General features: G+C 51.9%; 21 protein-coding genes and 3 pseudogenes. 14 read left to right on the top strand and 10 right to left on the bottom strand.

Features of this window, described 5'->3' with window-relative positions; translation table 11 throughout:
* Window positions 1-135: 135 nt before the first annotated feature.
* On the bottom strand, window positions 136-672 hold the full coding sequence (locus O71_RS01265) for an SRPBCC family protein (RefSeq protein WP_007652432.1): 537 nt from the start codon (window positions 670-672) through the stop codon (window positions 136-138).
* Window positions 673-1,234: 562 nt separating this feature from the next.
* Here O71_RS01265 and O71_RS01260 point away from each other — a divergent pair.
* From O71_RS01260 to O71_RS01225, 9 genes and pseudogenes are all read left to right on the top strand, one after another.
* Window positions 1,235-1,948, top strand: a pseudogene (locus O71_RS01260) (AI-2E family transporter); the annotation flags it as partial.
* Between the two features lie 43 nt (window positions 1,949-1,991).
* Window positions 1,992-2,318: an AI-2E family transporter gene (locus O71_RS26950; protein WP_369750844.1), complete on the top strand. Its 327-nt coding sequence runs from the start codon at window positions 1,992-1,994 to the stop codon at window positions 2,316-2,318.
* A gap of 112 nt (window positions 2,319-2,430) precedes the next feature.
* A pseudogene (locus O71_RS01255) lies at window positions 2,431-3,095 on the top strand (ABC transporter ATP-binding protein).
* A 469-nt stretch (window positions 3,096-3,564) separates the two neighbouring features.
* Window positions 3,565-4,191, top strand: coding sequence for a hypothetical protein (locus O71_RS01250; protein ID WP_007652429.1), 627 nt, complete (start codon window positions 3,565-3,567; stop codon window positions 4,189-4,191).
* 144 nt (window positions 4,192-4,335) lie between these two features.
* Window positions 4,336-6,255 (top strand): ATP-dependent DNA helicase RecQ, encoded by a 1,920-nt coding sequence (locus O71_RS01245; RefSeq protein WP_007652428.1) that lies wholly within the window; start codon window positions 4,336-4,338, stop codon window positions 6,253-6,255.
* Window positions 6,256-6,309: 54 nt separating this feature from the next.
* Window positions 6,310-7,302: a 2-hydroxyacid dehydrogenase gene (locus tag O71_RS01240; RefSeq protein WP_007652427.1), complete on the top strand. Its 993-nt coding sequence runs from the start codon at window positions 6,310-6,312 to the stop codon at window positions 7,300-7,302.
* Between the two features lie 35 nt (window positions 7,303-7,337).
* Window positions 7,338-8,942, top strand: coding sequence for an L-lactate permease (locus O71_RS01235; RefSeq protein ID WP_007652426.1), 1,605 nt, complete (start codon window positions 7,338-7,340; stop codon window positions 8,940-8,942).
* A gap of 293 nt (window positions 8,943-9,235) precedes the next feature.
* Window positions 9,236-9,988, top strand: coding sequence for an AraC family transcriptional regulator (locus tag O71_RS01230; RefSeq protein WP_234986387.1), 753 nt, complete (start codon window positions 9,236-9,238; stop codon window positions 9,986-9,988).
* Between the two features lie 90 nt (window positions 9,989-10,078).
* Window positions 10,079-11,140, top strand: a complete 1,062-nt coding sequence (locus tag O71_RS01225) for a methyltransferase domain-containing protein (protein ID WP_007652423.1) — start codon at window positions 10,079-10,081, stop codon at window positions 11,138-11,140.
* A 12-nt stretch (window positions 11,141-11,152) separates the two neighbouring features.
* Here O71_RS01225 and O71_RS01220 read toward each other — a convergent pair whose 3' ends face one another.
* Genes O71_RS01220 through O71_RS01205 form a run of 4 tightly spaced genes read right to left on the bottom strand, consistent with a single transcriptional unit; the run spans window position 11,153 to window position 13,208 of the window.
* Window positions 11,153-11,527 (bottom strand): hypothetical protein, encoded by a 375-nt coding sequence (locus O71_RS01220; protein WP_007652422.1) that lies wholly within the window; start codon window positions 11,525-11,527, stop codon window positions 11,153-11,155.
* A complete protein-coding gene (locus O71_RS01215) occupies window positions 11,514-12,146 on the bottom strand; it encodes a GNAT family N-acetyltransferase (protein WP_007652421.1) in 633 nt (210 codons plus the stop codon). The genes O71_RS01220 and O71_RS01215 overlap by 14 nt, the downstream gene beginning before the upstream one ends.
* A 60-nt stretch (window positions 12,147-12,206) precedes the next feature.
* Window positions 12,207-12,836, bottom strand: a complete 630-nt coding sequence (locus O71_RS01210) for an HAD family hydrolase (protein ID WP_007652420.1) — start codon at window positions 12,834-12,836, stop codon at window positions 12,207-12,209.
* Window positions 12,837-13,208: a nuclear transport factor 2 family protein gene (locus O71_RS01205; protein WP_237717651.1), complete on the bottom strand. Its 372-nt coding sequence runs from the start codon at window positions 13,206-13,208 to the stop codon at window positions 12,837-12,839.
* A 121-nt stretch (window positions 13,209-13,329) separates the two neighbouring features.
* Here O71_RS01205 and O71_RS01200 point away from each other — a divergent pair, with 121 nt between their 5' ends.
* Entirely contained in the window at window positions 13,330-13,962 is a 633-nt protein-coding gene (locus tag O71_RS01200) for a YdcF family protein (RefSeq protein ID WP_007652417.1), read from the top strand.
* Window positions 13,963-14,098: 136 nt separating this feature from the next.
* Here O71_RS01200 and O71_RS01195 read toward each other — a convergent pair whose 3' ends face one another.
* Window positions 14,099-14,386: a DUF1330 domain-containing protein gene (locus O71_RS01195; protein WP_007652415.1), complete on the bottom strand. Its 288-nt coding sequence runs from the start codon at window positions 14,384-14,386 to the stop codon at window positions 14,099-14,101.
* A gap of 158 nt (window positions 14,387-14,544) precedes the next feature.
* Between O71_RS01195 and O71_RS24920 the strand changes: the two genes are divergently transcribed.
* From O71_RS24920 to O71_RS01185, 4 genes are read left to right on the top strand one after another with little or no spacing between them, the layout of a single operon-like run.
* A complete protein-coding gene (locus tag O71_RS24920) occupies window positions 14,545-15,021 on the top strand; it encodes an alcohol dehydrogenase catalytic domain-containing protein (protein WP_007652413.1) in 477 nt (158 codons plus the stop codon).
* Window positions 15,022-15,032: 11 nt separating this feature from the next.
* Complete coding sequence (locus tag O71_RS26220) at window positions 15,033-15,308, top strand: zinc-binding dehydrogenase (protein WP_007652411.1); 276 nt, start codon at window positions 15,033-15,035, stop codon at window positions 15,306-15,308.
* Entirely contained in the window at window positions 15,277-15,489 is a 213-nt protein-coding gene (locus tag O71_RS26215; protein ID WP_007652410.1) for a zinc-binding dehydrogenase, read from the top strand. The genes O71_RS26220 and O71_RS26215 overlap by 32 nt, the downstream gene beginning before the upstream one ends.
* Before the next feature lie 58 nt (window positions 15,490-15,547).
* Window positions 15,548-16,090: a DinB family protein gene (locus O71_RS01185; protein ID WP_007652408.1), complete on the top strand. Its 543-nt coding sequence runs from the start codon at window positions 15,548-15,550 to the stop codon at window positions 16,088-16,090.
* A gap of 12 nt (window positions 16,091-16,102) precedes the next feature.
* Here O71_RS01185 and O71_RS01180 read toward each other — a convergent pair whose 3' ends face one another.
* The 4 genes and pseudogenes from O71_RS01180 to O71_RS01165 all read right to left on the bottom strand — a co-directional run bounded on the left by O71_RS01180 (window position 16,103) and on the right by O71_RS01165 (window position 19,005).
* Window positions 16,103-16,942 carry an ABC transporter ATP-binding protein gene (locus O71_RS01180; RefSeq protein ID WP_237717655.1) on the bottom strand — a complete coding sequence of 280 codons (840 nt, stop codon included), beginning with the start codon at window positions 16,940-16,942 and terminating at the stop codon, window positions 16,103-16,105.
* Window positions 16,943-17,088: 146 nt separating this feature from the next.
* Window positions 17,089-17,475 (bottom strand): SRPBCC domain-containing protein, encoded by a 387-nt coding sequence (locus O71_RS01175; protein WP_007652404.1) that lies wholly within the window; start codon window positions 17,473-17,475, stop codon window positions 17,089-17,091.
* 96 nt (window positions 17,476-17,571) lie between these two features.
* Window positions 17,572-17,711 (bottom strand): annotated as a pseudogene (locus O71_RS01170) (VF530 family DNA-binding protein); the annotation flags it as partial.
* An 85-nt stretch (window positions 17,712-17,796) separates the two neighbouring features.
* The gene (locus tag O71_RS01165) at window positions 17,797-19,005 is read right to left on the bottom strand and encodes a porin (RefSeq protein ID WP_007652400.1); all 1,209 of its coding nucleotides are present in this window, start codon (window positions 19,003-19,005) and stop codon (window positions 17,797-17,799) included.
* Between the last annotated feature and the right edge of the window lie 198 nt (window positions 19,006-19,203).

Below are 19,203 nucleotides of genomic sequence, written 5' to 3'. Positions count from 1 at the left end.
CACAGCGCTATGGCTGGCCAAGACGCTACATGCTATCAGACGGGATCCTCAGGTGCAGCCTTGTAAGCAATTACATACCTAAATGAAGAGAGGTGTCTAATGTTCGGGGATTATCCTACTCATGTGCACCTGGGATCAGGCATGCGCTAACACTTGCCTGTCAGGTTTAGACTGATAAGACCGGGGAGTGTCAGAATACCCTTTTAATACAGATTTCCACCTGCCTGTCTCAGCAAAATGTTTAATTACTCTATTTTTCTTCTGGAGCAGAGCGGTAATATATTTTTGAAGAAACAGCCTATCTAACATGATTCCCAATGCTCCGAAAGGAGATATGTAATTAAAGACATCAACCATGATGGAGCCTTCAGCAGTTTCCTCAAAATAGCGTTCGTGCTTGAATTTTATAAAGGAACGCTTTTCCATCTCTTCGGCGAAGTAGCGGGGCTGATCAAAAATCGTGATCCGGCTGGTTATGTTAAGCCAAAGGAAAAAATGCTTCGCTCTCCACGTAACTGTTTCGTTGTAGCCTATCAGACCAGTTGTAACACCGGCAATGGCTTGCTGGCCGGAATGACGAGTCGAGATAGCGTGCAGGTCTATACTTCTGGATAAGTCGAAGCAAATGGATATTGGGGCATCGATAACCGTTTCTAATGTGATAGTAGGCATAAGGTACAACGTGTATAATGTATACTGCTTCGTAAAATCTCCTTTACCTTATCTGGTCTCTGCAGACAGAGGATAGCGATTGCAAGCGTAAACTGAAATTAGGCAACCTGGTAGGTTCATCCAGTTTTTGGCAATGCACTCTAATGCAGTGGAGGCGATTAGAATATGTAAATATAACTATTCTTTTATAATGATTGCTATAATTTTCACTGTTTGTGCTTTATACCTTTTGCCAATTAAGGACGAACCTTCTTTTCTATCAGCAAAGAGGATAGGGTGGCAGGCCGGATTTTATAAGCTTAGTACTTGTCAACTCAGTTTAGCAGCTTTTTCCTTCTCAGGAACCTTGTGTTGCTGCCATACCTCTGCTTAGGAAATTATGATGCTATGTATAAAGTTGCGTTTATCGGAAACAGATAATTGCAATGTTTTTACCATTGTGAGCAATGCTGGTGTGTTCATAAATAAAGATTCCCAAATGATTGCTTTGCAACGATGGATATAGTTTCTGAGTAATATACATAATCCGATATGGATACATTGCATTCCTCAGAAACGCTACATGCAAGACATCTACACATATGCTCGCCGAATTGCACTGGCCGCTTTTATTTTCTTTCTGGTGGCGGCAGCCTTTTACCTGTTCATACAGCTCACGCATTTTCTACTGCTGGTGTTCGCAGGTATACTGCTGGCGGTGCTTTTCACGAGCCTGTCAGAGTGGGTGAGCGCTAAAACAGGCTTTGGAAGGGGACTCAGCCTGACTATTGTAACCATTTTGCTTTTTGGGATGCTGGTCGGCCTGGGCTTCATTGTGGCACCCACGGTCGGGGAGCAGGTCAATGAAATGGGCGATTCCATACCTCAGGCCTGGGAAGATCTGAAAGATAAACTGCGGGAGACCACATGGGGCGAGCAGGTGCTCCACGAGGTGGAAAATGGAACGGGCAAGATGATACCGGAGTCTAAAGCCATCTTCTCTCGCGTCACCAATATGTTCACTTCCACGCTGAGCATTTTTACTGACTTACTGATCGTTCTGATCACAGGCTTGTTTCTGGCGGCAAACCCGCTGCTCTACACCAAAGGCTTTGTGAAGCTCTTTCCGGTCATGAGGCGCAACCGGGTATACGAGGTGCTCAGCCTGTGCTACGATACCCTGCGGCAGTGGCTTTGGGGCATGTTTCTGGCCATGTGCCTTATTGGAGTGACAGTATGGCTGGGCTTTACGATCATAGGGCTGGAACTGGCACTGCTGATGGCGCTGCTGGCTTTTTTTCTTTGCTTTTATTCCGAACATAGGGCCTATCATAGCGGGGGTGCCACCCATCCTGCTGGGCTTGCTGGACAGTCCGCAGATGGCGCTGCAGGTACTCCTGGTCTACAGTATCATTCAGGGTATAGAAGGCTATGTGCTGACGCCTCTTATCTTTCAGAAAACAGTGGCACTGCCTCCGGCGCTATTGCTGTTCTTCCAGGTGCTGCTGGGCATCGTGCAGGGTGGGCTGGGACTTTTTCTGGCAGCACCGTTGCTGGCAGTCGTCATGGTGATCGTGCAGGAAGTATACATCAAGGATGTCCTCGAACGGCCTGATTCAACTAAGGCAGCTGGTGCCGGGGGCAGTACAGGCACAGCAAGCCCCTAGATCCGGTCGTACCGGAAGGCTGAAGCTAAATTTTGGGGAGCAGGTACCGCACTTATACCTTTTGTTTTGTAGCTTTGGAAGGTCCAACACTTTCAAACCAATTCGTTAAGCTGTGCTGCAGGTAGTCAACGTTCACAAAAAATACGGTTCGCTAGAAGTCCTTAAAGGCATTGACCTGACCATCCATGCCGGAGAAGTCGTTTCTATTGTAGGTGCTTCCGGTGCCGGCAAGAGTACGCTGCTGCACATCCTGGGCACGCTCGACTCAGCTGACAGCGGCGATGTGCTGTTCGATGACAAGAACATTTCCCGCCTCAATCCGACTGAACTGGCACGTTTCCGTAACCGGCACATTGGCTTCATTTTCCAGTTCCATAACCTGCTGCCCGAGTTTACAGCCCTCGAAAATGCCTGCCTGCCGGGCTTTCTGGCCGGTCGTCCGGAGTTGGAGGTGACTGAACGGGCCGCCGAATTGCTGAGTATGCTCAACCTGAGCCACCGCATGCACCACAAGCCCTCCGAAATGTCGGGAGGGGAGCAGCAGCGCACGGCAGTGGCTCGTGCCCTGATCAACTCACCCCGCATCATTTTCGCTGATGAGCCAGCGGTAACCTCGACTCCAAAAACGCCCAGGAGCTGCACGAGATTTTCTTTAAGCTGCGCGACGAGTTCAACCAGACCTTCGTGATCGTGACGCACAACGAGCAGCTGGCTACCATGGCCGACCGCACCCTGATCATGAAAGACGGCTTGATCGTGCAGGAAGTAAGGGCCTAAGCTATACCTTATCCGCTGTTTACAGTGCTATAAGCGACCATCACCTGGGCGAATATTTCCCATGCCCTCTGTCTTGACTGGCTTTCGTGTTCACCCGACTATCTCAATTGCAGTTTTCACGTACAATATATCCCCCCTTTGCCTTTTTGTGCTAAAACAGAGGCTGGTTTCGGGGGAAATATACCTGGCTAAAATTATTTTATAAACAACTGATTATCAATTGTTTATAATGGATATTTTTTTTAGTTTTTTTGCACCATTTCAGGAGCAGGTATGTTTGATATATATACTAAAACATGAAAACTAACGAAAGTATGAGTCAAGTGAATAAAGAGACAAAAGTGGAGAAGAAGCCGAGGTTGAAAGCTATGATATAGCTAAATCTGATGAGACGCTTCACTTAGCTGTTGACCTGGCTAAGTTTATAAAAGAGAACAGGTTATATCAAAATATACAAGGGAAAGAGTACGTGAACGTAGAAGGCTGGCAGTACGCCGGATCTCGTCTGGGTATCCTGCCGGTAGTAGAGCATGTGGTAAACATCAGCACCGACGAGGAAATTAAATACCAGGCGAAGGTAAACCTGCTAGACCTACGCAGTCAGCAGGTGGTGGGTGCCGGTTTTGCGATTTGCTCCAACAAAGAGCAGGGCAAGAAGTACTACCAAGAATTTGCGATTGCCTCTATGGCGCAGACCCGGGCTATTGGTAAAGCATACCGTAATATTCTGGCCTGGATCATCCGCGCGGCCGGCTACGAGCCAACTCCGGTAGAGGAAATGGACTATGGCGGCAACGAATCATCTGCTAAGCCAGCTGTGCCAACCGAGAAGAAAGCAACCATGAAAGCCGCCTCTGCCACTCCTGTGGCTGAGAAGACGGAGGTTGATGAGCAGGTAGCTGGTGTGCGTTATGCATCGGCTAAGCAGAAAGAGGAAATCATCCGACTGCTGAACAACCCGGTAATCACACGCCAGGAGAAAACGAAGATGCTGCTCAACATCAATAGATTTGACGAAGAGCGTGCCGCACAGGCGATCGATAAGCTGAAGAAGGTGATCGAAGACCGTGAAGATGGTCAGTCTGCCGCTGCTTAATTTGAAACATACCGCACTTAAAAACCCGCCTCTATAGAGGCGGGTTTTTTTATACCTGTCGCCGTATTTTTCCAAGTCCTGCCTCAGGCCTGGCAGCTAGTTTAGCCGATATACCTTATCTTCGCCTTTGTAAAGCACACACCCTTGCAAGACATTCACCACATACTTAAAACCTACTGGGGCTACGACCAATTCAGGCCGCTGCAGGAAGATATTATCCGCTCGGTGCTGGATGGGCAGGATACGCTGGCGCTATTACCGACGGGCGGGGGCAAGTCGATCTGCTTTCAGGTGCCGGCCATGGCCATGGAGGGAATCTGTATCGTGGTCACGCCGCTGATCGCGCTGATGAAGGACCAGGTGGAGCAGCTTAAGAAGCGCGGTATACCTGCTGTAGCTATCTTCTCGGGGATGAACCGCCGCGAGATCGACATCGCGATGGACAACTGCGTGTATGGCAATATCAAGTTCCTATACCTGTCTCCGGAGCGTTTGCAGACCGACCTGTTTCAGGAGCGGGTGAAGCGGATGAAGGTGAGCCTGCTGGCGGTGGACGAGGCGCACTGTATCTCGCAATGGGGTTACGATTTCCGCCCGCCATACCTGGAACTGGCCGCCCTGCGCGAAACGCTGCCGGCTATACCTGTGCTGGCCCTCACGGCCACGGCCACCGAGCAAGTGCGCGTCGATATACAGGAGAAACTGGCTTTCAAAAAGCAGAATGTGTTTGTCAAGAGCTTTGCCCGGGCCAATCTGTCTTACTCATGCCTCTATACCGAAGACAAAGTAGGTCGTCTGCTCGAGATCCTGCAGCGCATGCAGGGGCAGTCCATTGTGTATGTGCGCAGCCGGAGGCAGACGGTTGAGATCGCCCGCTTCCTGCAGAGCCGGCGTATACCTGCGGCAGCCTACCATGCGGGATTGAAGTTCGAGGAGCGCAACAAGACGCAGCAGGCCTGGATCGAGGACAAGGTGCGGGTAATGGTGGCAACCAACGCCTTCGGGATGGGCATCGATAAACCCGATGTAAGACTGGTGGTGCACCTTGATCTGCCGGAAAGCCTGGAGGCTTACTACCAGGAGGCAGGACGTGCCGGTCGCGATGAAAAGTACGCTTATGCCACGCTACTTTACGGCCCGAGCGACACCAAAGACCTGCTGCAGAAAGTGAAGGAGGCGCATCCGCCACTGGAGCTGATCCGGCGGGTATACCAGTGTCTGGCCAATTATTACCAGATTGCGGTGGGCAGCGGCTTTATGGGCAGTTTCGATTTCGACCTGGCTGCTTTCTCCAAGAACTATAAACTGTCGGCCCTCGAAACCCACCACGCCATCAAGCGGCTGGAAGGAGAAGGCTACGTGCAGCTCAACGAAGCTTATTACAGCCCGTCGCGGCTATACCTGCTACTCGACAACATGGCGCTTTACGAGTTCCAGGTGGCCAATGCCGAGCACGACGCCCTGCTGCGCCTGATCCTGCGCATGTATGGGGGTGAGGCTTTTACGGGCTTCGTGAAGATATCGGAGCGCAAACTGGCCGAACAGCTCAAAAAACCGGAACAGGAAGTGCGCCGCAAACTCGAGTACCTGCACAAGCTGCAGGTACTGGTGTACGAACCGCAGCACGATGCACCGCAGCTGGTCTTCACGGCGCCCCGCCTGGATGCCGCCAACCTGCCGCTCAACCACAAAAAGCTGGACCAACTGCGCGACCGTGCCATGAAGCAGGCCCAGGAAATGGCCCACTATGTAGAGACCACCGACCGCTGCCGCACACAGTTGCTGCTGGAGTACTTTGCCGAAGTCAGTGACAAGAGCTGCCGCATCTGCGACTACTGCCTGGCGCAGCGCAAGAAGGAGCGGGAAGGGGAGGAGCAGCAGGCTTTGCGGCAGAAGCTGCTGGAAGTGGTGCAGTCCAAAAATCTGCTGCCGAAAGAGCTCGTGCAGCAGTTCGAAGCCAGGCACACCGACTCGGTAACCGAATTGCTGCGTGAACTCCTGGACACAGGCATTGTCAGGTACGCTCAGAGTGGCAAGCTATACCTGGCAACAGAACAGGTATAACCCACCGGAGGTTTTGCGTATAGTCTTATACCTGCTTATCAAAACCGTCGCGATATGAACGTACTCTTTTTCAGCTCCAAGGTATACGACAGCACTTTTTTTAATGCCGCAAACAAATCGCACCAGCACAAACTCAGCTATCTGGAGGTACCGCTTAACAAGAACACCGCTGTGCTGGCCAATGGCTATGGGGCTGTCTGCATATTTGTGAATGACACCGCCAATGCCGAAGTGCTGCGGTTACTGGCAGAGCAGGGAGTGAAATTGATTGCGCTGCGATGTGCCGGTTTCAATAACGTAGACCTTGGTGCAGCTGCAGAACTGGGTATGAAAGTGGTGCGTGTACCAGCCTATTCGCCTTACTCGGTAGCAGAGCATACCCTGGCGCTCATCCTGACGCTCAACCGCAAAACTCACCGCGCCTACAACCGCGTGAAAGAAGGCAACTTCGCGCTAAACGGACTGATGGGCTTCGACCTCAATGGCAAGACTGTTGGCCTGATCGGACTCGGAAAGATCGGGCTTGTGACAGCAAAAATTCTGAAGGGCTTTGGCTGCCGCGTGCTGGGCTATGACATTGAGAAGCGGGGTGAATTTGACGAGATAGGTATAGAATTCACCGACCTGAGCAGCCTCTACGCCAACTCCGACATTATCTCGTTGCACTGTCCGCTTACGCCGCAAACCCACCATATTATCAATAAAGAAACCATCGCCCAAATGAAGCCGGGTGTGATGCTCATCAACACCAGCCGGGGTGCCCTGGTGGATACCAAAGCTGTCATTGCCGCACTCAAGAGTGGTCAGATCAAATACCTGGGCATCGATGTGTACGAAGAGGAAGCCGATCTTTTCTTCGAAGATCTGTCAGACCGCGTGATACAGGACGACGTGTTCATGCGGCTGCTTTCGTTCAACAATGTGCTGATCACGGGACACCAGGCCTTCTTCACCAGCAACGCCCTTGAAAGCATAGCAGGCATTACTTTGCAAAATATTGCTGACTTTGAACAAGGACGGCAATTGGAAAATGAAGTAAAGGCCTAAGCTATACCTCTCTACCTTCGCTATCGATCGACAAGATGCCTTATCTGCTCTCCCTGTTGCCTATTCTGCTGCTGGTCGTGCTCTCCCTTACCAGAGGGGTGAAGGTGGCGGTGCTAGTTGGGGCGATCTTCACGACTGTGCTGTTCTTTTACTGGGGCGCTACGGCAGCACATTTTCTGGCTGCAATGGGGGCGTCGCTGCTCACGACCATCAATATCCTGATGATTGTACTGGGTGCTACCTTCCTTTACAACATCATGTCCCGGAATGGTCTGATCAACCAGATCACACATTCGCTCGATCAATTACACCCTTCTAAAGAGTTACGCTTTTTTCTGCTGGCTATCGGACTGACAGCTTTTTTTGAGGGAGTGGCTGGGTTCGGTACGCCGGGTGCCATTGTGCCGCTTATACTGATCGCCCTGGGTTTTGATGCCGTGCTTTCGGTGGCGGTGGTGCTGCTTTTCGATGGCTTGTTCGCTATTTTCGGGGCCGTCGGTACACCTTTGCTCACAGGCCTGCAAGCTCCTCTGGGCCTGCCTGATGCTGCCATACGCGATATCGCTTGGATGGCGGCAGGTATCAATGTGCTCGTTGGGCTGCTGATCCTTTGGCTGGTATTCCGGATGGTGGTACGCAGCCATGGCGACTTGAAGCACCGCAGGCAGGTGTTGTTGCTATACCTGTTCATTGCCTTGCCTTTTTTACTGCTGGCCTGGCTGGCTGCCGAGCTAGCCACCGTACTGGCTTCCCTGACCATGCTGGGGCTGTCAGTGCTATACCTGCGGCAGAAAAATGTAAAGATCGATTTGAAGCCCTGGTTACCTTATGCGCTGCTCGCAATAATGCTGCTGTTGCCAAAGCTCTCTCCTGTGTTGCGGAGTTGGCTTGGTTGGGAGTTGGCCTTTGAAAACATGTTCGGTACAGGTATACGGGCTGCCATCAGGCCGCTTGCCTCCCCCTTGCTGCCTTTTGCAGCGGTGGGGCTGGGGGTTGCGGCGCTGTGCCGGAGTAAGTCCCTCTACCTGGCAGAGCCACTCAAAAAGATGCTGGCCGTGTTTGCCGTGCTTTTCCCTTCCATCGCCATTGCCCAACTGATGATCCATTCAGGTGTCACGCGGCCTTCCATGGTTCGGTACATTTCTGAAATGCTAAGCGGCCTGGGGCCTGCCTATGTCGTGTTTGCACCTTTTGTGGGCATTATGGGTGCTTTCATCACAGGCAGCACCACCATTTCCAACGTCGTGTTCGGGGCTTCGCAACTCGAGACGGCCGCGGTGCTGGGGCTCAATCCCAATGTGCTCCTGGCGCTGCAGCTGAGTGGTGCCGGACTGGGCAATGCCATTTGCCTGTTCAATATTATCGCGGCAGCATCAGTGGCAAACATCCAGAACTACAAGGCCATCCTGGCAGCCAATATGCTGCCTACGCTTCTGGCAGGGCACTGGCCGGTGCATTTGGCTGGCTCGCTCTGTCCCTATTTTGATGCAATTAATTTGCTCCCTTTTCTGCTACAGGTTTTGTTAACTTACGCTTTATGGCCCTATATCAGTGTCTCAGTGCGATTCACCCAAAAGCGGATCTATGCTTTAACTAAATGTATAAAAATTGCTACTTTTTTTGGTGAAATGATGTTATGATAAATAGAGAAACCCTGCGGTTTTCAGTGAGTAACAGGCTCAAGTGAGAACAAAGAGCGATTGGCGGGGAGAGCATCCTTCACATTACGGGCGAAATAGACGATGGAGGGTATGTAGGGAAATTTAACAAGGTATTTGTGCCCAGAAATGAAATATTGACCTTTGAAACAATTGCTGCCTTTGAAAGAAAAATAAACCACGATACACGGCCCTATGATCCGGGCCTTCAGTTCCTGCCAGGGCGTATGGAGGAAAGGCACCAACATGTTGACCCAAAGCTGGGGATTCCAGCTTTGCGGAGAAACTTTAACCTGATCTACCTCCTCCTCGATGGCCTCCACGATATACGCCTTGATGATAAGCACCGCTGGCTCATGCCGCATGATCTGGTCATTGTGCCGGCCAATGTGCTTTATGCTTCCACTAACATCAAAGACTGCAGGGGCTTCTGTATTGAATTTACAACGGAGTTTCTGGAGCCAGTCATGCAGGGAGCCCTGTCAGAACAATTTCCATTCTTTGATCTGGATGCTGAGCATGTCATCAGTCTCACCTCATACGAAAGCAAACTGTTGCAGCGGTCTTTTGAGGATATCATAGAAGTGTACAATGGCCATTCGAGGGAGAAAACACAACTGATCCGAAATTATATTCATATCCTGCTCTTGCTCATCCGTGACTGCTACAAAGCCAGGTACACAGTTTACATCAAAGAGAAAGCTACCCGTGCCGTGCAATTGACAAGCGGCTTCCGGCACCTGGTTGACGAGCACTTCCGCGAAATGCACGAGGTGCAGCAGTATGCCAGCTTACTCAATATCACACCGAAGCACCTGGCTGATGTTGTGAAAAGCACCACCGGCAAGCCCCCGCACGAAATGATCCAAAACCGGCTCTTACAGGAAGCTCGTACGCTGCTCAGCCATACAGAAATGAGTATAGCTGAGATCGCCTATGCGCTGCATTTTGAGGACCAGTCCCATTTCAGCCACTTCATCAAGCGCAAAACCGGGCAGACTCCACTAGAGATTCGCAAAAACTTCTAGTCTGCACAAATTATTCCGAAATTCATACAATACTTTCAATTGTAAGTGTTTTAATTTTAAGGTGTTATCTTCAAACTAAACACTACTGCTATGAAAGAGAATACAATTAATAGAGAGCAGGTCAGGCCGGAGCGGGTAGAGGATTTTGCACACCACGTACTGGATGACCTGAGCGCTGCCGAGCGAGTCAGGATGTCTTTTCTGGGCAGTCAACTGGGGCTTTACAAAGCGATGGTCAATGCAGGACCTATGACTGTAGGTCAGATTGCCCGAAGCGCCGGAGCCAGCATCAAACTGGTCAAGCGATGGGTGGACAGCCTTGCTGCAGATGGCTACCTACTGCACGAACCAGAGACCGATACTTTCTGCCTACCCGAGGCGCATGCCATTGCGCTGACCGACCCAACCAGCCCCCATTACATAGGCAACCGTTTCCTGAAAGGAAATGGGGACCAGTATGGCAAACCCCATGATATGATACTGCCAACAGTAAGTAGCCACGCCAAAGGAATTAACTTATTGCCTGAAGATGTATCTGGGCGGTTTTTCAGTGAGGAGTACCTGGCTAGTCTGCTGCATGACTGGATTCCTGCTGTGGAAGGACTTTCTGAAAAACTGGAAACAGGTATACTGGTAGCGGACCTGGGCTGCGGTCGCCACGGTGCTTCGACGCTAGTGATGGCTCGCGTGTTTCCTAAATCTACCTTCCTGGGTTATGACAGGTATAACTCCTCTGTAGAGCGGGCTAATCTGCTTGCCAAAGAGAAGCATATCGTGAATGCGCACTTTGAGTGGGCCACCGAAGAACAGGTGTATGCTTACGAGTATGACCTGATCACGCTTATCGAAACTTTGAACTGCATGGGGGACAGCCTACAGGATCTGCTATCTGAATGTTACCAGGTACTCAAAGCAGACGGTGTGCTGGTGATAGCGGAAGCCAAAGACAGCAGCATCGTAAGCGAAGAACAGTACCAGCGCCTGCGCTCTTCCAAAGTATTGCCTGTTTTGGAAGAGCACATATACCGGGTAGAGCGTGGTATTGACGGACACGAGCACGAACTGCATAGAGCATCCACAGCAGCTGGTTTTTCAGTTTTCCGTAAGGTATCGGAAACCCTCTACGACAAGGTATACGAACTGCGGCGCTAAGGTGCCAGTTAACTAGAGTTTGACTTCTACTGTCTCCTGTCGCTTGTCATGGTCCAGTGTCTGGTCGTAGTGAAACACTGTTTCGTAGCCGTTGATGGATACGGTTTTGGTTACGTCCAGCACCAGCCGGTCCTGCTCTTTATGAATTTCCCGCAGTTGTTGGTCCAGCTGCAGGGGCGCAGTTCTGAGGGGCAGCTCCTGGAATGGCATCCAACCGAAGGTAGTGTCCAGTACGATCTCGTCTTTGGGCAGGGTGGTGCTGATGCGGCGCAGCCTGAGGGTCAGGTTCAATTTAGAGTCCTGCCAGCGGGTTTCACTGTAATCTGTTTCCGTAAAAATTTTGAAGGCCACCTCTTTGTTATACACAGGGGACTCAGGGATCGGCATTTCTTCTTCTTTTTCTTTGTCGCAGCCGCTTGTGAGCAACAATAAAAGCGCCAGAAAGGGCGCAAGGGTGCGTGATTTTAGAACCATGGTAATCGTAAGTGAAAGCTGTTAGGGGGAAGGCAACATGCGGTGTTACCTTCTTAGCATTACGAAGCGCCCCAGCTTCAGTTTTCGGTTCCGGCTTAGTTTTTTCTCGAATTTCCCGGCTCCTGCAGAGGCAGCACCATGTGCTGTGTAGAGGGGGTGAAGCCCAGTGATTCCCAGAAGCGGATGGCCTCGGGTTTTGCACCGACACCTGGAGCTCGAGGTGATCGGCTCCCCGGTCGCTGAGCCATTTGCGGGCGGCCTCAAACAATTCCTTGCCGATGCCTTTGCCCCGATATCCGGCACACACCACCGTCTCGCCAATGTAACCTTTGCTGGATAGCTTGAAGCCTGCCGAGCCGGGCCGTAGACTGGCTACCAGCATACCTGCCCAGGTATCCGCATCCTGGTACACAAACACCCGGGTGCTTTTGTCCTTGAGGCGGTGGAGCAGCTCTGCCTTCAGAGCCTGCTCGCTGCCCGGCTTAAAGCGGAATACGGCATGGTGGGCTGATGCAGATCGAGCAGCAGGCACCAGAGCTCGTAGAACTCATCAATATCCTCAGGCTGGGCTTCATAGATCATAGCGGAGCTGCTAGAAAAGCGTGGTCAGATCATTGATGCGCTCCAGGCGGTGCTCATACTCATCCACTTCGCGGTAGCCGTAACCGGCGTGTATAAACGGAACGCCCGCTTTCCGGGCGGCATCCAGATCACCGGGGGTGTCACCTACATACACAGGTGCCTGCAGGTTGTTGCGTTCCACGATGGCTTTCAGGTTCACATCCTTCGGGTCACCAGTACGGCCGGAGCACTCGAAGTCACCGAAGTACCTGCCCAGGTCGTGCCGCTCCAGAAAAGCCTCGATGTAGCCGTCCTGGCAATTGCTCACGATAAAGAGGCGGTACTTGCCGTGCAGGTACTGCAGGGTTTCTTCCAGGCCCTCGTACAAGTCGCCTCCATGCGCGCGGATATGGGCCATTTCTTCTTTACCACTCACTTCCATCAGTTCCTGGCGCTGAGCCTGGTCCAGGTGCGGGAAAAGCATATCAAAGATCAGGTTGTGCTGCGTGCCGGCAATGGAGCGGATCTTGTCAGGTGTGATCTCCTGTATCTCAAAGTCAACTTTCTGGCGGGCGGCGCTCCATGCTTTGGCCACGGTCTGGGCAGCATCCCAGAGGGTGCCGTCCAGGTCAAATATGATACTGTCTATCTGGTTCGTCATTTATTGGGTATTGTAAGGCGGTATAAAAGTCACCTCTACGATCAAGCCATCCTTTACGCGGTATACGGCTATGGCGTCGGTGCGCGGTTCACCTTTTTTTCGCTGCACCTTCTCCTGGTCGATCACCACGTCGCCTGCCACAATACGGTTCACGATCTCGCAGTGCAGGTCCGGGGTGCTGGCGAACATGGCGTCGTAGCGCTTGTGCAGTTCGTCGCGGCCCTGGTAGGTGAGCACGCCGGGCTGGCGGTATACCTTCACGGTGTCGCTGAAGGCGCTGGCAAACAGATCAATGTCGCGGCTGTTGTAGCCTTTCAATTGCAGCTCTACCGGTTTCACAACGGCAGGCGTTTCAGGTTTGCTTTGGCTCATGGCAGGGATGCTGCTAAATAAAAGGATGGTGAGAGGTAGCAGGTATTTTTTGATCATGTACAAAATTAGGCAATTTTGTGGGGATATACCTTGCCCATTTACATTGCGTATAAGCGGAGCTATGATAGAAGAACTCATCATTCGCGCACTTTGCGATACAATACCTGAAGAGCCGGTAGACGGTTTGTTTCTGTTCGGCCAGACCGAAGACAATCAGCAGGCGGCCTTTGAAACAGCCCATCAGTTTTTGCAAAGCGGCCGCACCGATAAGGTGCTCTGCCTCGGAACCAAAGCCATGAGCGGCTACCCCGGATTTGAGGTATGGAAAGAGGAGATGAAAAAGCTAGGTATAGGAGCGGAGCAAATTATACCTGTACCGCCCGTGCCCGAAGATACAGAGATGCTCCATACCCTGATCGAGGCAACTTCGGCGGTGCGTTACGCCAGGGAGCAGGGCTATAAAAGAATGGTGGTAACGGCTGCTCCGTTCCAACAGCCACGTGCTTTTATGACAGCCATTACAGCTGCACTGCGAGAGCACCCGTCGCTATACCTGTACAGTCTGCCAGGCAAGCCCATGCCCTGGCAGGAGGAAGTGACCCACTCGCAGGGCAAGCTCGAAGACACCCGCGCCGGGCTCATCGCCGGTGAGATGGAGCGCATCCGCTGCTACCACGACCGCAACGACCTTATCTCTGTGAAAGAGGCGCTGGACTATCTGAATCGGCGCGATAAAAAGAAGTTAGATTCGTAATCTGTCTCTACCTCCAATTTCAGTCTAAGGAACGATTTGTTTAATCTGTCATCCCGACAATAGGAGAGATCTGAATGATTTCAAAGCCTGAGACATGATTCAGATTTCTCCCAAAGGTCGAAATGACAGGAAAAGCTTAAAATCCCTCTACCGCGATCATGCGTGTGCTGGAGGCGCTCTGGCGCAGGGCTTTGGCCGGGGCGTATTCTTCTGACGACCACCAGGCTTTGGCTTTTTCCATGGTTGGGAATTCCAGGATCACGATGCGCTGTGGCTCCTGCTCACCTTCCAGTAGCTCCGTAGCGCCACCGCGCACAATGAACTTGCCGTCAAATGGTTTTAGGGAGCCCGGTGTTAGTTTTTTGTATTCTTCGTAAGTGGCAGGATCTTTTACTTCCACCTCTACTATAATGTATGCTGGCATAGGTTTATTGATTGAGTTTATTGCGTATGCATATTAGGTATAATCTGCTGCAGCTGCAAATGTCAGGTACATTACGGAGACTCCTATACCTGTCGGTACAACTTTTTGCTCTGGCTTCAGTTTAAAATAATCTTGGTACAGGATAAGATTTTCAAACTATGAAAGCATACATTTTACATGAACCGGGAGGGCCAGACAAACTGCAATTGGAAGCAACGGACCGACCCAAGCCAGATAAAAACGAGGTGTTAGTAAAAGTCAGGGCTTTGAGTATAAATCCTGTCGATACCAAAACCAGGGAAGGCAAGTCGCTTTACGACAAGCTGAAGGAGACACCGCCCGTTATTCTGGGTTGGGATATTTCGGGTGAAGTAGTGGAAGTAGGGGAAGAGGTGCAGTATTTTAAACCTGGTGACGAAGTGTTCGGGATGGTAAATTTCCCGGGACACGGAAAAGCCTATGCCGAGTATGTGGCGGCACCAGAGGCACATCTGGCGCATAAGCCGGCTAATGTGCCGCACCACGAGGCAGCGGCTGCCACCCTGGCGGCTCTCACGGCCTGGCAGGTGCTGGTGCACGAGGCCGGTATTCAGCCTGGCCAACGTGTGCTCATTCATGCCGCTGCGGGAGGGTAGGCCATTTCGCGGTGCAGATCGCCAAGTATTTCGGCGCTTCCGTAATCGGAACGGCCTCAGCTGAGAACCACGATTTTCTACGCAACATGGGGGCTGACGAGCAGATCGACTACCACGATTTCAAGGTAGAAGACGTGGTGATGGACATGGATATCGTGTTTGACTCGCTCGGAGAGGAAAACACGCGCCGCTCCCTCCAGACGCTGAAGGATGGCGGCAAGATCAGTCTCCATACTTGGGGGTGCCAAGGAGCAGGTGCAGGCGCTGGCAAAAGAGCGCAACATTGAGGCAAAGAATTACCTGGTGCATTCCAGCGGCGAAGATATGGCTAAGATTGCCGACCTGATGAGCCAGGGACGGCTGCAGGCACATGTATCGCACGTATATGACTTTGCAGACATGGCCAGGGCGCACCAGCAGGTAGAGACCCGTAAAACACGCGGCAAGGTTGTCGTGCGTGTGAGCTGAGGTCGGGAAGAACTGCCGCAGCTGCTTAAACCAAGGAGTATACCCTAAACCTAATTTTATGACACAGACCAAAAACCTTGAAGTATGGCTGCGCGGTCCGCTGCCTGACGTACCTGCTTTGCTGCAGCCAGTAGCCCATGCGCTGCTGCAGGCCCGCGAAGAAGTCGGAAGTTTTATGCAGGACTTCCCGGACGACCTGCTCTGGGAGCGACCTGCCGGAGTGGCTTCGGTGGGCTATCACCTGCAGCACCTCACCGGCATACTGGAGCGACTCTTTGCCTATACCCGTGGTGAGCAGTTAAGCGAGCCCCAACTGGCCTATCTGTATGCCGAAGGCAAACCGGTAGGGGAGGACAAGCAGTCCGAAACGCTGGTGCAGAAGTTTAACGAGCAGGTAGATAAGGCCATGGACCAATTACGGCAGACTGATGAAAACACCCTGACCGAAAGCCGAAGGGTAGGACGTGCACAGGTAGAGTCCACGGTGATGGGCCTGCTTTTTCACGCCGCCGAACACAGCATGCGCCATGTAGGGCAGCTGCTGGTAACTGCGCGGGTACTGCGCGAACGGGAAATGTCGAATGGGAGTATGGTAGACTGAGGCTATTCCTGATCAGACAAAACTAATCTGCTCCCGGTCAACAGTCAGGTATACCTTCTCGCCGGTAGCGGCAGGTATAGCTTGTGTTCTTACATTGATGCTGGTGCCCGAGAGTTGTATCTGCACGTCGTAAAATCCACCGTAAAATGTGATTTTTTGCACGGTGCCAGTCAAAGAGCCAGCGGCTTCGCTTACAAACCGAATGTGTTCCGGACGAACCAGTATGTCACGGCCCTGAAGTGCTATACCTAGCTTGGCTACGAATTCAGAAGCCGCCTCAGCAGGGATCAGGTTAAAGCTACCGAAAAGACCAGCGGTATAAGTATCGGTCGGGTGGTGGTATACCTGCTCGGGTGTGCCTTGCTGGATGATCCGGCCGCCTTTGATCACGAGAATGCGGTCGGCCCAGGAGAGTGTGTCGTGTGGGTCGTGGGAAATGAGGATGCAGGTAATGGCAAGCCGCTCAGTGATGTCGTGGATAACCTCTTTGAGTAATTCCTTGTGGCCTTTGTCGAGGTTAGAGTAAGGCTCGTCGAGCAGCAGCAGACTGGGCCAGGTACTGAGCAGGCGAGCCAGGGCAATGCGCTGCCGCTCCCCGCCTGAAAGCTGGTTGGTCTTGCGCTGCTTCAGATGACTGATGCGGCATACCTCGTACAAGGTTTCGGCTTCGTCGCCCTGCAGCATGTTGGCGTAGCGCAGCACCTGCTCCACTCTCAGAAATTGCGGCAAATCATAATGCTGCGACAAATAGGCGATGCCTTCATGACCCGGCACCAGCTTGTCGTGCGGACCGATCACGCGTTTGCCTTCAAACGTGATCTGACCGGCGCTGGCCTGCACCAATCCAGCAATGGTTTGCAGCAGCGTGCTTTTGCCGGACCCGGTTTCGCCTGCTATCGCAATTTTCTCGTACTCGCCTGCTCAAAGCTGATGTCGTGCAGCACGGTATGGCCGTCTTCATCCACCTGGATACCGGATACTTCTAGGAAACTCAAAGCCTAAAACTCATCCTCGTAAAACTCGATCAGGGCACCGAAGTACGCTTCGTTCCAGCCTTCCACGATGTCATCATAGTCCTCGTCAGGGATGTTGAGGTGGCGCAGCTCGGCGGAGGTGCCATGTTTGTGTGGGTGCAGCTTAATGGTGACAATCGACTTGTCTGTCTGTTCGCCGAAATACCACTCCTGCACGATCATTTTGCCTTCCTCAAACTCCAGATTCCTGCCTACGATGTTACCCTCAAAAAGCGAAAACTCCGAGCCCGGCTCCGTCGACATCTCTGCCGGGTCGCCTGTCCATAGCTGAATAGTGCTKGGGTTGGTCAGGGCCACATACACCTCCTCAGGGGCAGCCGGAATGATATAATATTTTTTGTAGTCTTTCATATCGATCGCTTTCGTAAGGTCCTAGCTGAAGGTTCTGATGTAGAGCTCCTCTACTTTCTGCCTTGCCCAGGGTGTTTTGCGCAAAACTTTAAACTGGAGTTGATGCTCGGGTTGTTGTTGAAACTATTGATGTTGATCTTATAACCTAGCTCTTCCCAGCCATAATAGTCTACGAGCTGCACCAGGATGCGCTCCAGTGTTTTGCCGTGCAGGGGATTGTTTTTCTGTTCTTCCATACGCAAGTGTTAGGGCTCGCAAGTTCCATACATTATCCTGAATACGCAATTTAATTAGCCGAAGGCTGCTATACCTGTTCGTGACCTATATCCCCAGTTCGACCTGCACACCAGTCGTCCAGTGATAGTCGTTGTTCACGGGCAGGAAAGGATTGAAGGAGTGGTAGCCCACATTAGCCTGTAACTTAAGGCGGTGTGCCCGCAGGTATTTGGTTACGCCCGCCAGGTAGGCCTCTTCGGTGTTTTCCAGAGAGCGCACTTCCTGGTTGGGTGTTATGCGGGAGTAGCGACCTGCCAGCTCCACATTGTTCGGGAAGATATAGCTCAACTGGTAATTTTGTCCACGGCCGGTCAGGATGTGGCGTCGATCGCCTGCAGCATTGAGCGTGATCGGGTTGTCTGCCTCCCGCGCCATATATTCGGCATAAAGGGCCATCCCTCTGTACTTGAGCAGACCATCAAAAATATAGGTTTGAATGTCCGTCTGCTCGTACAGGTCACGACCGATCTGGCCACCCGTGCGGCGGGCACCTTCGTTATGGCTCATACCACCTGCCAGGGAAAGTTTTGGGGTCGGTTCACGCTCCAGGTCGCCTTCAAAATAATCGCCTCCGTTGGTGAACTTGCCAAAGGGTAGGAGCTCCAAGCGCCCGGTATAGGCCAGACCTTTGTCAGTCGAGAACACGTTGCGACCCTCACCAGCCGTCAGAGCACCTTTGAGCATATAGTGGAAACCCCCGAACTGATTGCTATACACCGCCTGAAAACCAAAGTCACGGTCAACGTTAAAGGCCACATTCACGATGGAGCGGTCGATGAACTGCTGATCACCGGAAGAGATCACACGCTGTCGGTTGCCAGGAAGTTTGGTCTGTCCGAAAGCGAATTGCCAGTTTTCGTTAGGCCGGTAGTATACCACGGCATCGCGCACCACATTAGGGCTGGTGTTGATGTTGGATTGGTCGCGCATGCTCCAGTCCATGTCGCCGCGCGAGAAAGAGAGTTGTATGTTATAGGTCAGTTTGGGAGAGTACATAAAACCCTCGAAGCGCAGACGCAGACGGCGCACCCGCATTTCATATTCTGACACTCCAAAATCGTCCTTTGCAATGGAGTTATACATGGCCCGGCTTTGCACACGAAACCGCATGTTGATCGAGAAGGAGCTGTCCGGAGTCACAAGGCCAACACCGCGTTTGAAGTTGAACAGTGGCTGATTGCTTTCTTGAGTCTGGGCAACAGTTGCAACAGGACATGCCAGCAAAAGCGCCAGCAATAGGGTATAAATTTTCATGTTTAGTCTCTGGCTCTTATGGAGTTCATCTGGTCTTCAGAGCTTAAAAAGGACCAATGTAATCAGGTGTAAATTCAGTGGAAACAGCAAGTACTGTGAGATCAGATGCTGGCTGCTGTTTAGCAAAATCCCCCGCTACTGAAAAGCAGCGGGGGATTTCTTGAGTTAATAGTGTTCTTGCTTGTTCTATGCCTACTG

This window comes from Pontibacter sp. BAB1700, from assembly GCF_000277005.1.
In the GTDB taxonomy this organism is placed as follows: Bacteria; Bacteroidota; Bacteroidia; order Cytophagales; family Hymenobacteraceae; genus Pontibacter; species Pontibacter lucknowensis.
Note: the sequence above shows the minus strand (reverse complement) of the source record. Positions and strands in the feature narration are given on the sequence as shown.